General features: G+C 67.2%; 9 protein-coding genes. 4 read left to right on the top strand and 5 right to left on the bottom strand.

The features are described 5' to 3' along the window. Positions 1-170: 170 nt before the first annotated feature. Positions 171-1,931, bottom strand: a complete 1,761-nt coding sequence (locus ABFD52_09820; GenBank protein ID MEN6561060.1) for a winged helix-turn-helix domain-containing protein — start codon at positions 1,929-1,931, stop codon at positions 171-173. A gap of 241 nt (positions 1,932-2,172) precedes the next feature. Here ABFD52_09820 and ABFD52_09815 point away from each other — a divergent pair, with 241 nt between their 5' ends. Both ABFD52_09815 and ABFD52_09810 read left to right on the top strand, forming a co-directional pair. Next, positions 2,173-3,843: a bifunctional UDP-sugar hydrolase/5'-nucleotidase gene (locus tag ABFD52_09815; GenBank protein MEN6561059.1), complete on the top strand. Its 1,671-nt coding sequence runs from the start codon at positions 2,173-2,175 to the stop codon at positions 3,841-3,843. 219 nt (positions 3,844-4,062) lie between these two features. Further along, positions 4,063-6,897 (top strand): TonB-dependent receptor, encoded by a 2,835-nt coding sequence (locus ABFD52_09810; protein ID MEN6561058.1) that lies wholly within the window; start codon positions 4,063-4,065, stop codon positions 6,895-6,897. On the opposite strand, the gene ABFD52_09805 is transcribed toward ABFD52_09810, so the two are convergent. Next, entirely contained in the window at positions 6,875-7,087 is a 213-nt protein-coding gene (locus ABFD52_09805; protein MEN6561057.1) for a hypothetical protein, read from the bottom strand. The genes ABFD52_09810 and ABFD52_09805 overlap by 23 nt on opposite strands. A 141-nt stretch (positions 7,088-7,228) precedes the next feature. Here ABFD52_09805 and ABFD52_09800 point away from each other — a divergent pair, with 141 nt between their 5' ends. After that, entirely contained in the window at positions 7,229-8,161 is a 933-nt protein-coding gene (locus tag ABFD52_09800) for a phospholipase A (protein MEN6561056.1), read from the top strand. A 10-nt stretch (positions 8,162-8,171) separates the two neighbouring features. Here the strand turns inward: ABFD52_09800 and ABFD52_09795 are convergent, their stop codons facing one another. Further along, on the bottom strand, positions 8,172-9,029 hold the full coding sequence (locus ABFD52_09795; protein ID MEN6561055.1) for a patatin-like phospholipase family protein: 858 nt from the start codon (positions 9,027-9,029) through the stop codon (positions 8,172-8,174). A gap of 147 nt (positions 9,030-9,176) precedes the next feature. On the opposite strand from ABFD52_09795, the gene ABFD52_09790 reads away from it, so the two are divergent. Then, positions 9,177-9,539: a PilZ domain-containing protein gene (locus ABFD52_09790; GenBank protein ID MEN6561054.1), complete on the top strand. Its 363-nt coding sequence runs from the start codon at positions 9,177-9,179 to the stop codon at positions 9,537-9,539. 27 nt (positions 9,540-9,566) lie between these two features. Here the strand turns inward: ABFD52_09790 and ABFD52_09785 are convergent, their stop codons facing one another. Next, positions 9,567-10,682 (bottom strand): serine hydrolase domain-containing protein, encoded by a 1,116-nt coding sequence (locus tag ABFD52_09785; protein ID MEN6561053.1) that lies wholly within the window; start codon positions 10,680-10,682, stop codon positions 9,567-9,569. 58 nt (positions 10,683-10,740) lie between these two features. Next, a complete protein-coding gene (locus ABFD52_09780) occupies positions 10,741-13,107 on the bottom strand; it encodes a PAS domain S-box protein (protein ID MEN6561052.1) in 2,367 nt (788 codons plus the stop codon). Positions 13,108-13,120 lie beyond the last annotated feature (13 nt).

Genomic DNA, 13,120 nt, shown 5'->3' with positions numbered 1-13,120 from the left:
CGGACTGTGAACTGGACTGCTAAGCGCGTTCTAATGGTCCTGTCCTTGGAATAAAGACACGAATCGGGGCCTTTTCTTCGCATCCGGGACAAAAAAATCCGCTGCGCATCATGATTTAGTCGGCGGAACAGGCCGAAAGACCGCCGGCCCGCGAAGAGAATGGAGGCTCGTCAGGGCTCGAGGTTCATCCTGCGCAGAAGGGCCTGGAAGCGCGGATCGGCGCGCAGCGGATCGAAGAAAGCGTAGGTTTTGATGGGGATGATGAAGGAGTCGCGGTCGTCGATCGCCCGCTCGATCCAGGCCAGCGCGTCGTCGAATTCCCCCAGCCCGGCGTGAACCCAGGCGAAACTCGTGGGCGGGACATAGGTCTTGGCCGCGATCGTCCGGAGCCGCTCGAGCACCGCGCGCGCCCCGGCCGCGTCCCCGCCCCGGGCCAGGTTCATCCCCAGCCAGCCCAGCATCTGCGGCGAGCCGCCGGACATCTCGACGGCCCGGCGCTGAAGGACCAGGGCGTCCCCGGCGTTCCCGCTCTCCCGGGCGATGCACGCCATCAGGTACGGGGGCATGAAGTTCCCCGGTTGGAGGGCCTGGGAGAAGCGCGCCTCCCGCATCGCCAGGTCGTAATCGCGGGCCAGCCATAGGAACACCGAAAGCCACGTCCGCAGTTCCCAGGAGAGCGGATCGAACTCCAGGCCGCGCTCGACCTGGGCGACGGCCTCTTCGAGCCGGCCGTGGGGCAGCAGGTCGCTGACCGCGTATCGCATCCGGACCAGCGGCGACGAGGGGCTCAGCTCCAGCGCCAGGTCCATCTCGCGCCGCACCTCCGGCCAGTTGTAGTCGAGCTTCTGGCGGAACTGACCGAGGAGGCTGTGGCTCTCGCCCAGCGTCGGGTCGATCTCGAGCGCCCTGAGCACGGCCCCGAGCCCGGCGAAGCCGGCTTGCCTCGGCGGCAGGAAGCCGTAGAAGGCGGTCCACCAATAGATCTCGCCGAGGGCGTCGTATGCCAGGGCGAACCGCGGGTCGTGGGCGATCGCCTCGTCCAGGCAAGCTTTGGCCTTGGCCAGGTCGAGTGGGTTCAGCTTATATATCAGGTGCCGGCCCTGGAGGTAGAGCTCGTACGCCGCCGGGTCTTCGGTCGGCTTCTTCCGGACACGGGTCCCGGCCGATTCGCCCGAAGCGGCCGGGATGTGCTTCACGAGGTCCCCGGCGACGCGCGTCTGGAGGTCGAACAGCCCGTCCATCCCGGCGTCGTACTTCCCGGCGTAGACATGGGTCTGGTCGGCGGCCTGGATCAGCTGGACGTTCACGGCCATCCGATCCGACGAGCGGCGGACGGCGCCTTCCACGACGTAATCCGCCCCGATCTCCCGCCCTACCTGGGCGATGTCCAGACGGCTGTTCTTGTAATGCATGGACGTCGTGCGGGCGATCACGGCCAGCCGCTCGGGCGCGACTTGGCAGAGGGCTGTGATGATCCCCTCCGTCATCGTATCGCCGACGTATTCGTCGGGGCTGCCGCCCGCGTCCGCGAACGGCAGCACGATGAGCCGGAGCCGCCTGAGCGGGACCGGCACGGACGCGGCGGTCCGGACGACCGGCGCGATGAACCGATAGCCCCGCTTCGGCAGGGTTTCGATGTAGCGGGGGGTCTCGGCCGAATCGCCCAGCGCCTCCCGGAGGCGGGCGATCAGCGTGTTGAGGTTGATCTCGAAATCCACGACGACGTCCCCCGGCCAGAGCCGCTTCTGGAGCTCCTCCCGGGTGACGACCTCTCCGGCGTGCTCCAGCAGGACTGACAGGATCGTGAACAACTGCCGGCGCAGCCGGACCTCGCGGCCCTGCCTGGAAAGGCAACCCGCCTCCGGATCGGCCTCGAATTCGCCGAACCGAAGGACAGTTCCTGAGGAAAGCGGTTCCGTCCTGGACGTCACCTTGTCCTCCGAGCCGCCCCGCACGGGCGCGCGGCAAACCTCCATACCTCAGGAATTCAGAATCCCCATTTGGCCAAACGTTATGACAAAAGCAATGAAAAATCAATATTTATGCCATGGACTCCCGGTCCCGCCGGGCCATATTAGTTGGCCGTGGGGTGGCTCGGAGCGTCGGCAAACCCAAAGTCGGGGCGAAAACCGGGGCAATGACCCGTTTTCGGAATCCATCAAGGAGGAACCGATGTCCATTGGCGGAGGGAATAGGCGAAGGGTGCGGGGCCTGGCCCGGCTGATCCCGATCGCGCTAGCCGTCGCCGCCCTGTTCCTGGCGGCGGCTCCGGGGGCGTCCGCTCAGCCGGCGCAGATCACCCTGCTGCATGTCAACGACACCCACTCGCATCTCGAGGCCTGGGGGCCCAAGGATCCGGCTTTAAGCGGGACCCTGGGCGGTCTGGCCAAGGCGGCGACCCTGGTGACCGAGGCCAGAGCCCTGGATCCGAACGCGATCTTCGTCCTCGCGGGAGATTTCATGGAGGGCGACCTTTTTTTCAGTGAATACCTCGGCGTGCCCGAGCTCCAGATGCTGAAATCGCTGGGGCTCGACGCCATCGTCCTCGGCAACCATGATCTCCGGTTCGGGCCGGGCTCCCTGGCGACCGTCCTCCAGAACGCCTGGCCGGGCGGGGGCGTGCCCGTCCTCGGGACCAATTTCGAGATCCCGGCGGACAATCCGCTCTTGCCCTGGGTCAGCTCCACCCTGGTCAAGGAGGTCAACGGCGTGAAGGTGGGGTTGTTCGGCCTGACGGTGCCGGACGGCGCGCTGGCGAATCCCGCCCCCGTCGTGATCCTTTCGGACCTCCCGGCCATCGCCCAGGCGGCCGTCGACGAGCTCAGGGGAGAGGGCGTCCAGGTCGTGATCTGCGTCTCCCATTTCGGTATGGATGCCGCGCGCGAGCTGGCCGGGAGCGTCCCGGGCATCGACGTCATCGTCAACGGCCACGACAACGCGGTGCTGAAACAGCCGGAGCCCGTCCTGCGCCCGGACGGCGGGACCACGCTCATCGTTTCGGCTGGCAGTTATTATCGCTGGGTCGGGCGCCTGCGGCTGTCGGTCGCCGGCGGCCAGGTCGACCTGGTCGACTACGACCTCCTCAGCGCGGACGCGAAGACGCCGCCGTCCCCCGCGTTCCAGGCCCCGATCGAGAACTTAAAGGCGGGGATCGTCGCCCTCTATGGCGACGTCTATCATCAGACGCTGGCCTGGGCGCAGCATGATATCGGAATGGATTGGAACCTCCGCTGCGCCCAGCGAGACACGCCTCTCGGCGACCTGTTCACCGACGCGTACCGGGCCTGGACGGGCACCGACATCGCCATCGAGCCGTTCGCCTATATGGGCGATCCGCTGCCCAAGGGCTGGGTCGTCGGGGCCGACGTCTTCCGGGCGATGAGCTACGGCAACCTCAGGACCAGGCCGTCCGGTCAGCCTTATGTCCGGCCCTGGCGGCTGGTCACGTTCCGCGCGACCGGAAGCGAGATCCTGGGCGCGCTCGAGAAGACCATCTATAAAGGCGGCGATTTCTTTCCCCAGGTCTCCGGCATGCGCTTCTGCTACGACTCGACCGCGCCGCCGCTGCATAAGATCCTCCTTGATACCGTGCATGTGGGCAAGCCCATGATCATCCCGGACCAGCTCTACAGCGTGACCGTCACGGAGCAGATCTACCTGGCCCTGGTCTATGTGCTGGGGATGACGGTGCAGGACGTCCGGACGCTGCCCGACTTCGCGTTCAGCGCCGCGTGCTCCTTCGTCGCCCAGCGGGGGAAGCTGGCCGGGTGGGGGTCGAATCGCATCCTTGACGTCGCGGCGATCCCCACGGTCAGGAAGGCCGAAGCCCGCGAACGCCGCTGATCCGCCGGCCGGGGCCGGGGGGCGGGCCCGCCGCTCCCGGCCCCGGACCGATCCGATGACCGGTTCCGGACTCCGTCGCGGGGACGATTGTCCCTCTCCCGGTCGGGGACCTGCCTTTTGACTTTGTCCTCCGTTTCGCGCTATCTTCCCGGTCACAAGCTGATAGGGGACCGCGGACCGCGTGCCGTCCCATTGTCTTCACGGCGATGGAGGTCCGGAATGAAGAAGTCGACGAGGATCCTTATCTCTTTCCTTTCCCTCTTTCTGCTCTTCGGGACCTTGTCCGCCCAGCAGACGGGCGAGATCCGGGGGAAGGTCACCGACGAGGCGGGGGAGGCCTTGCCCGGCGTCTCGATCACGGCCAGGAGCCCGAACCTTCAGGGCGCACGGACCGCCCTGTCCGATAAGGGCGGAGGCTTCCGGATGCCGCTGCTGCCGGTGGGCGCCTACGCCCTGACGTTCGAGCTGGCCGGATTCCGGCGGCTGGTCCTGACCGGCAACGACGTCCGGCTGGGATGGGCGCGGACCGTGTCGATCGTCCTCAAGCCCGCCGCCGTCAGGGAGGAGGTCACGGTTGTCGCCTCGAATCCGCTCGTCGACGCGGCCAGGGCCGATACGAGCTATCGATTGAGCGGCGCCGACCTGGCCCTCGCGCCGACCCAGGCCCGGACGATCGCGGAGATCGTCGACCTGACCCCGGGCGTCACCGGAGTGAGGGTGAACACCATCACCGGCGGGGCCGACCAGAACTGGATCACGGGCCTGACGACGGAGTCCGGCCTGCCCGGCTTCCGGGGCGCGGGCAACGGCGCGAACAACTGGTTCGTGGACGGCCTTTCCATGAAAGGGGTGGCCTACGGCGACCCGGGCCTCCGCCTCAACTACGACGCCTGGGAAGAGGTCCAGATCGTTTCCGACGGGTTCTCGCCCGCGTGGGGGCAGGGCGTCGGCGGCTTCGTCAATATCGTGACGAGATCGGGCGGCAACTCCTTTCACGGCGAGCTGGGCGGGCTCATCCAGGGGGCGGGCCTGCGGGCCGGCAGAAAGGAGCAGATGTCGGCCATCTCCGTCCCGGAGACGTCGCTGGGGCAGTGTTTCGGCAACCTGGGCGGCCCGGTCTTCAAGGACCGGATCTGGTTCTTCGCGTCCGACGACTTCTTCGCCAACACCGACAGGACCGGCGAGCGGACCCTCATCTGGCTGACGGTCCCGGCGGGGGAACGGCGCGTCACCACGAACAATCTCCTCGGAAAGATCACCCTGACGCCTCTTAAGGACCAGACGCTGTCCCTGAGCGGGACGCTGGACAAGCTCCTGCGCCAGTCGGGAGGGGTCGGAGTTCCGGAGACCTATACCCGGTCGGACTATACCCGCCGTTCGTACCGCCTCAATTACAGGGGGATCCTGTCGCCGAACTCGTTCCTGACGGCGGCCTGGGGCCAGAACAGGCACTCGTTCGGGATCCAGCCTCTCGGCGGCGACTTCGGGCCTCCCCCCTTTTCCTGGCAGGATATCGGCCAACAGACGAACAACGCCAGCTTCGGCCAAAGCAGCCGGCTGAAGCGGACGGACCTGGCCGTCGGTCTCATCCGGTATTTCAGCCTCGGACCGTGGGGGGACCACGAGCTCAAGGCGGGCGCGAGCCGCTACAGCGCCAGCGACGTCGAGTCCTATCATTGGACGGGCCTCGACGCCGACCTGTGGCCCGGCGACGGTTTCGACAACGGCACCGGCCTTTCCTGGACGAGCCCGGGCCATCCCAACTCATTGTGGGAAAGCGCCCCAGGCGAGGCGAGGAACACGACGCGCGGGTTCGGGTTCTATGCCGAAGACAACGTCATCCTGGGCCGCGTCTCCGTCATGATCGGATTGCGGACCGACACCCAGCAGGTCTTCAACGACGCCGGGGCCAGGGCCTGGAACTGGGGCGTCGGGGACTTCCTGCAGCCCAGGGCCTCCGTGGCCTGGGACCTGGCGGGCAACGGCCGGAACGTCCTGAAATTCGGCTACGGCCTCTATGCCATGCCCGTTTCGACGGACTTCCTGCCGTTCGCCAACACCGCTCCTCTCTTCGCCCGGCGCGTCTTCAAATGGGTCGGCCCAGCGGACCCGACGCAGGCCCAGCTGGCGGACCGCGCCAACTGGGGGCTGACTCTGGAACAAACGGCCCCCCGGGAGGTCGATCCCGGGCTGAAGCCCGACAAGACGAACAGGTTCCTGTTGGAGTTCGACCGCCAGATCGGGGCGAACTGGGCCTTCAATGTCCGGGGGATCCATTCGAGCTCCCATGACCTGATCAACCCCGTTTCCCTGTACGACCCGGCCGCGCCCATGGCCATGAAGAGGCTCCTGACGAATTTCGAGCTGAAAAGGAGGAACTACCGGGGCCTGGAAGTCGAGCTGAACGGAAGGGTCCCGGGCCGCCTCATGCTGAACGCCTCCTGGACCTGGTCGCGGGCCAAGGGGACGACCTCGGGTGACATATTCGAGGCCGTGAGCTGGGACCTTTATTTCGGGGGATATTACGACTCCAGCCTGATCGGCTACCATCCGCTGACGCCGGAGGATTCGCCCTTCCATCCGATCTACGAATGGCTCTTCGGGGGAATGGGAGGACGGCGGATCGGGGACGAGGGATGGTACGGGGTCCTGCCTTACAGCGTGGACCACGTGATCAAGGTCTTCGCGACCTGGCTCGCGCCGCGCGGCGTCAACATCGCGGCCAATGTCCAGTACCTCTCCGGCTACCATTGGGAGAAAAAGGGCTGGTCCCCCGCCGTGACTTTCTGCGCGACCTTCCCGGAGGGGCGCGGCGCGCGGACGACCCCGGCCCACGCCTACGTGGACCTGGTGGCCGAGAAGGATTTCCGGTTCCGGACTGGCCCGACGCTCGGCCTGGGGGTCAACGTCTATAACCTGCTGAACAGCCAGCGGCCCGTGTCCTTCTTCAAGAACGGCGAGAACGCGGATGGGAGCCCCAACCCTCTCTTCGGCCAGGTCTGGGCCCGGCAGCTGCCGCGCTGGGTCCAGCTCAAATTTTCGCTGAAGTTCTGAAGGGCCGCGGCCCGGCCAGCATGACCGGGGAGATGAGGACCTTTTCCCGCTTCTCGAGCATCTCGCCGTAAAGGGCCTCGACGGGCAAACCCATCGCCGCCTCGAGCCTCTGGCAGGTCCTGACGGTGCGCTTCAGGTAAGCGGCGATCTCCTTCCAGGACGAAAGGAGTTCCTCCTGCCCGTCCGGCATTCCGTCCCCTTTCTGTGATTTCAGCGTAACCCGGGCCCAGGCTGATGTCAACAGAGCGGCGGCGACGGCCGCTTGACATCCCTCGCCGCCGGGCTCTATAAAATCCCTAATACCCGGTTTCGGGCGGAAAGGCGGTGTCCCATGTTCCTGTCCCTCCGATCGTTGTCTCGATCCGTCGCCGCCCTGGCCGGGCTCGCGGCGGTCCTGGCCCAGGTTTTGGTCGCGGCGCCCCGGGATCAGGCCGGTCCGGCCGCAGCCGCGGGCGCCGGGAAGGAGAAGCCGTCCTACTTCACGTCGCTCTGGCAGCTCGACCCGGCCAGGCGCGCCGACCAGCCCGGCATCACCTTCCACCGGTCGAACTACGCCCTTGTGTTCTCCTACAACACCTGGCCCAATCCGGCGCCCCTTCAGGAAGTCAACCCGGCCAAGACCCTAGTCAAGCCCGAGATCGCGTTCCAGCTGAGCTTCAAGGCCAAGCTTTGGCAGGACGTCCTCGGAGGGCCGGTCGACCTGTGGGTCGGCTACACCCAGCGCTCGTTCTGGCAGTTCTATAACTTCTCCGACAGCTCGCCCTTCCGGGAGACGAACTACGAGCCGGAGGTCCTGTTCAACGTCCGCACCCGCTTCGACATCCTCGGCCTGAAGGGCCGTTTCGTCCAGTTCGGCTTCAACCACCAGTCGAACGGCCAGTCGGAGCCGCTGTCCCGGAGCTGGAACCGGATCGTGGTCAACCTCGGGCTCGAGCGCGGCCCCCTGTCGCTCCTGCTGAAAGGCTGGGCCCGGCTGGGGGAGAAGGCCGTGGACGACGACAATCCCGGGATCACCAAGTACCTGGGGCACGGCGAGATCTGGGCCTATTATTTCCTGAAAAAGCACCGCTTCGCGGTCATGCTCCGCGACAACCTGGATCTCCACGGGAACCGGGGGGCCGTCCAGCTCGAATGGAGCTTCCCGATGTTCGCCATGGTCGCCGGATACGTCCAGTATTTCCTGGGCTACGGCGAGAGCATGCTCGACTATGATCACCGCGTCCAGAGGATCGGCGTCGGGTTCCTCTTCCGGGACTGGGATTGACGGCCCTGCGTCAGCCGGCGCCGAGGGCCTTCTTCAGGGCGTCCAGCTGGGCCAGAGCGGTGCGCTCGCCCTTGGCGACGATCGCCTTCGGCCTCGAGAACTGAAGGACGCCCTGATCGATCGGGATGCGGATGACGAAATCCGCGTGGCGGGCCCGTTCCGAGAAGGAAGCGGCCGTGGCCACTTCGACCGTTCTCTGGATGAGATGGAAGGTGTTCTGCAGCTTCTCCCGGGGCATCCGCTTCAACGGCCTGTGGATATCGACCAGGACGGCGACCTCGGCCCCGGCCTCCCGGGCCGCCTCGACCGGAGCGCTGCTGAGGACGCCGCCGTCCACCAGGATCATCCGGCCCATGCGCACGGGCTCGAAGACGACCGGAAGGGACATCGTCGCCCGCAGGGCCCGGTAGAGCTTGCCCCTGGTGAACAGGATCTCGCGGCCGGAGGCCAGGTCGACGGCGTTGCAGAGGAACGGGACCGGCAGGTCCTCGATGCGGACGTTCCCGACGCACTTTTTCAGATAGGCCTCGATCGCGTCCTCCTTCTCGAGGCCGAACTTGGTGAAAAGCCGGTTCTTGGTGTCCGAGAGGAACATGGACTCGAACAGGTTCGGCGCCCGTTTGAGAAGCGGGTGCCGGCCCGTTTCGCCGGCGCCGCCGTCGAGGTCCAGGCCGCTGATCATCTCCGTCAGCCGGGCCGCGGAGAAGCCAGCCGCGTAGAGCCCGCCGACCAGCCCGCCCATGGACGTGCCGGCGACGATGTCCGGGACGAGGCCGACCTGTTCGAGGACGCGGATGACGCCGACGTGGGCCAGCCCCCTGGCGCCGCCGCCCATGAAAACGAGGGCCCAGGTCTTTAAGGCTTTCATGGCGGGTCAGCCCAGGATAGCACCGCGGCCGGGGAGCGTCAACGGGCGCGCCCGGGGGTGAGAAATCACCGGCCGAATCACCCTCCGGGGGGATTGTCCCCGGCGCCCGGGCCACCGACAATGGGGCCGGGCAGCAGGAGCCGGAACATGTTCGAACGACGCAAGAGACTCCGCTTCGTCGAGCGGAACGAGGTCCTCCTCCGGACCGCCGTGGACAAGTACCAGGGCGCGGGCATCGCCGCCCACACCTACGACCTGTCCACGGGCGGGGCGCGGATAGTCACCTCGAAGGCCTATCCCGCGGGAACGACCCTCAGGATCCGCCTCAGCCTGAGCGGCACGGACCAGCTCGTCGTCCTGGAAGGGGACGTCCGCTGGATAAGGCCAGAGAAGGGCGAGGGCTTGTTCGAGATCGGGGTGGAGTTCCAGAAGCTGACTTCCCAGGCGGTGCTAGCCCTGATCCGTCACCTCTACGGCCGAAACGAGGGCATTCCCTCGACCATCGTTTAGGCGGCGGCCTCCCGGCCGCGTCCCGCCCTATTCGCCCTTCAGGAACAATCCCGCGATGTCGAGGGCCAGCCCCGTGGCGTCGACGTCCGCGCGGTTGGCCAGGACGATCACCGTCAAGCCGTCGACGGTGAAGCGCTGGATGGAGGTCCGGAACCCGGACGTTTCGCCGTAGTGCCACATCCGCGGATGGCCCTCCCAGCCGTTGAGGAACCAGCCGAAGCCGTAGTCGGCGGGCCGGCCGTCGGGCCCGACGGGCCCCTTGCCCTTGACCCGCACTGGGGTCAGGGCGGGCCTCATCTCGTCTTCGCTGAGCAGGAGATGGCGCCGGAGCCCTTCGTCCCAGAGCGTGAGATCGTAGAGCGAGGAATAAACGCCGCCGTCGCCGAGGGTGGCCGAGGTCGGGCTCTGGTCGGCGTAGCGCCAGCGGCCGTCCTCCTTGGCATAGCCGAAGGCGCGGTCGGGCACGGCGTTCCGGCCGCGGACGAAGGCCACCGTGTTGTCCATCTTGAGCGGGGCGAAGATGCGCTCGCGCAGGAACGTCGGGAAGGACCGGCCCGAGACCTTCTCGACGATGAGGCCCAGCAGGACGTAACCCGAGTTGCTGTAGCGCCAGAGCGCCCCCGGCACGAACCAGCCCGCCGACTGCTTCTTCAGCAGGTCGAGGACGCCGGCGTCGCTGATCTGGGCCTGCTCGACCGGGACCGCGGGGTCGGCGGGCGGCATCAGGTCCTCGTAATCGGGGAGGCCCGAGGTGTGCTGGAGCAGGTGGCGGACGGTGATGCCCCGGCCGTATTCGGGGAAGCCGGGAAGAAGGCCGGTCAGGGTGTCCTCGTAGCGGAGCTTGGCGTCGCGCACGAGCAGCATGACGGCCATGGCCGTGAACTGCTTCGTGACCGAGGCCAGGCGGAAGGCCGTCCGGCCGTCGATGGGCCGCATGCCCTGCATGTCCGCGACCCCGCGGGCGCCGATATAGACGATCCGGCCGTTCCGGAGGACGATGACCCCGGCCCCGGGCTCTCGCGGCGTCCCGAGGCGGGCCAGGAGGGCGTCGGCAAGCTGGTTCGGCTTCGGCGCGGGCGAGCCGCCGCGGCCGGCCAGGCCGAGCGGCAGGGCGAAGAGCAGGGAGAAGATCGCCGTTCTCATGAGGGCTCCGGCAGGCTTGTCCATCTCCCGGGCATCGTATCCCATCGGCGCGGCCCGGTCAATCGAACTTGAAGCCCTTCTCCCGGAAGAGGCGGAGGCAGGCGTCGACGACCTCCCGGTCGAAGAGGATGCCCTTCTTCTGGGTGATCTCGTCGAGGGCCAGGGAGATGCCCAGGGCCGGGCGGTAGGGACGGTGCGAGGACATGGCCTCGACGACGTCGGCGACGCAGAGGATGCGGGCCTCGACCAGGATGTCCTTGCCCGAGAGCCCCTGCGGATAGCCGGAGCCGTTGACGAACTCGTGGTGCTGGTGGACGATCTGGGCGATCGGCCAGGGAAAGTCGATCTTGCTCAGGATCGTGTAGCCGGCCTGGGCGTGCATCTTGATCAGGCCGTATTCGAGATCGGTCAGCTTGGTCGGCTTGCTCAGGATCTCGGCCGGGACGTAGAGCTTGCCGATGTCGTGGATGATGCCGGCGATCTCGATCCCTTCGACCCGCTCCTCGTCCAGGCCCATCTCGACGGCGATGGCCCGGGCCAGCCGGGTCGTCCGCTCCTGGTGGCCGGCCGTGTACGGGTCGCGCATCTCGATGGCCGAGGCCAGCGAATCGATGGCCGCCTTCAGGGTCGTCCTGAGCTTGATCAGGCCCCGGTGCAGATCCTCCTCGGCCTGCATGCGCTGGGTGATGTCCCGGCAGAGATAGACGACGCTGTACGGGGTCCCGTCGGGGTTGCGGAGGATGGCGCCGTCGACCTCGAACTTGATGGCCGGCTTGCCGTCGAAGACCAGGCCGATCTCCTGGGGCTTCCCCCGCTCCCGGTAGAAGTTCCGGGCGCCGGACCTGGCCTTCTCGAGGTCCTCGGGCGCGATGAACGAGAAGATGTTGCGGCCGACGAGGCCGCCGGCGCCTGACGTTCCGCTCAGCCGCACGGCCAGCTCGTTGGCGTAGAGGATGTTCCCCTCGAGATCGGTCCGGACGATCAGGTCCGGGATGGCGGCCACGAGCCGGCGGTAGAGCTCCTCGCTGTCGCGCAGGGCGCGCTCCGTCCGCTGGCGCTTCGTGATGTCCTGGGCCAGGGAGGCCACGCCGATGACCCGGCCTTCGCTGTCGACCAGGGAGGTGTTGTACCATTCGCAGATGATGATCCGGCCGTCCTTGGTGACGTTCTCGCTTGCTTTTTGCTCGCCGCCCGCGTTGTGCGTGAGGTCCCACCAGTTCCGGTCGACCTCGGCCAGGGCGCTTTCGGAGAGGATGAACGAAGCGTGCTGGCCGATTGCTTCCGCGGCCGTGTATCCGAAGATCTGCTCGGCCGAGGCGTTCCACTGGAGGACCCGGGAATCGGTGTCCCATTCGATCACGGCCAGCGGAGTTTTCTGGATGTGCAGGGACAGCCGCTGCTCGCTGCGGCGCAGGGCCTCCTCGGCCGCCTTGCGCTCGATCGACCGGGCCACCTGGGAGGAGACGAACTCGAGCATGCGCTGCTCGGCCGGGCCGTAGGCGTTCGGGTTGCCGTAATGTTGGACGACCATGGCCCCGGTCGTCTTGCCGTCGACGATGAGCGGGACGCCGAGCCAGATCGTGGACGGCGCGCCGATGATCTCGACCTCGCCGCGGTTGCGCAGGATCAGGTCCGTCTCCTCGTCGCAGAGGAGCGAGCGGCCGGTCCGGATGACGTACTCGGTCAGGCCCTTGCCGGGCTTGACCGGGGCCGGCGGCGGGTCGATCTCGTCCACGAAATAGGGGAAGCGGATGAGGCCCCGGGCCTCGTCGTAGAGGGCGATGTAAAAGTTGCCCGCCGGCATGGCGGTGCCGATGATGCGGTGGACCGACCGGTAGAGGTCGTCCAGCCCGGCGGACGTGTCGGCGGCCTGGGCGATCTTGTAGACAGCGCTCTGGAGGAGCTCGGCCTGCTTCCTGTCGTGGATGTCGTGGATCATGCCGATCATCCGCCGCAGGTCCCGGTCATCCTCGATCAGGAAGAAGCCGCGGTCGTGGACCCAGCGGTAGCCGCCGTTCTTGTGGCGGAAGCGGTATTCGACCTCGAAGACTTCCCGGTTCTTTTCGCCCGCGTCGAGCAGGCGGAGGACCTGGTCGCGGTCCTCCGGATGGATGCGCTCCGCCCACTCCTCGAACCCGCCGATGTCCCCGGCGTCGTAGCCCAAGACCCGCTCGTAGCTGCCGCTCCAGTTGATCTCCCCGGTCTCCAGGTCGTAATCGTAGACGGCCTGGTCCGAGGCGGCGATGAGGATGTCGTATTTCTTGCGCTCGGAGATATAGGGGATGCGGCGCTGACGGCGATCCGGCGCCGCCCCGGCGCCCTCGGACGGCAGGCCCGCGGCTTCGGCCAGGAAGCCGGGGCGGGCCGGCGGCGACGGCGCGGTTGTTTCCGCCGACATCCGGGACGCGCGACTGAAGATGCCCATGTGTTCCTCAGGG

This window comes from Acidobacteriota bacterium (assembly GCA_039683095.1).
GTDB lineage: Bacteria > Acidobacteriota > Aminicenantia > Aminicenantales > Saccharicenantaceae > RBG-16-66-30.
This window is presented reverse-complemented; position numbering and strand designations above follow the sequence as displayed.

Excerpts from the sequence above, each read along its gene's own strand:
- ABFD52_09790 (MEN6561054.1), top strand. The coding sequence starts at position 9,177 with ATGTTCGAACGACGCAAGAGACTCCGCTTCGTCGAGCGGAACGAGGTC.
- ABFD52_09805 (MEN6561057.1), bottom strand. The coding sequence starts at position 7,087 with ATGCCGGACGGGCAGGAGGAACTCCTTTCGTCCTGGAAGGAGATCGCC.
- ABFD52_09780 (MEN6561052.1), bottom strand. The coding sequence starts at position 13,107 with ATGGGCATCTTCAGTCGCGCGTCCCGGATGTCGGCGGAAACAACCGCG.
- ABFD52_09810 (MEN6561058.1), top strand. The coding sequence starts at position 4,063 with ATGAAGAAGTCGACGAGGATCCTTATCTCTTTCCTTTCCCTCTTTCTG.
- ABFD52_09795 (MEN6561055.1), bottom strand. The coding sequence starts at position 9,029 with ATGAAAGCCTTAAAGACCTGGGCCCTCGTTTTCATGGGCGGCGGCGCC.
- ABFD52_09785 (MEN6561053.1), bottom strand. The coding sequence starts at position 10,682 with ATGAGAACGGCGATCTTCTCCCTGCTCTTCGCCCTGCCGCTCGGCCTG.
- ABFD52_09800 (MEN6561056.1), top strand. The coding sequence starts at position 7,229 with ATGTTCCTGTCCCTCCGATCGTTGTCTCGATCCGTCGCCGCCCTGGCC.
- ABFD52_09815 (MEN6561059.1), top strand. The coding sequence starts at position 2,173 with ATGTCCATTGGCGGAGGGAATAGGCGAAGGGTGCGGGGCCTGGCCCGG.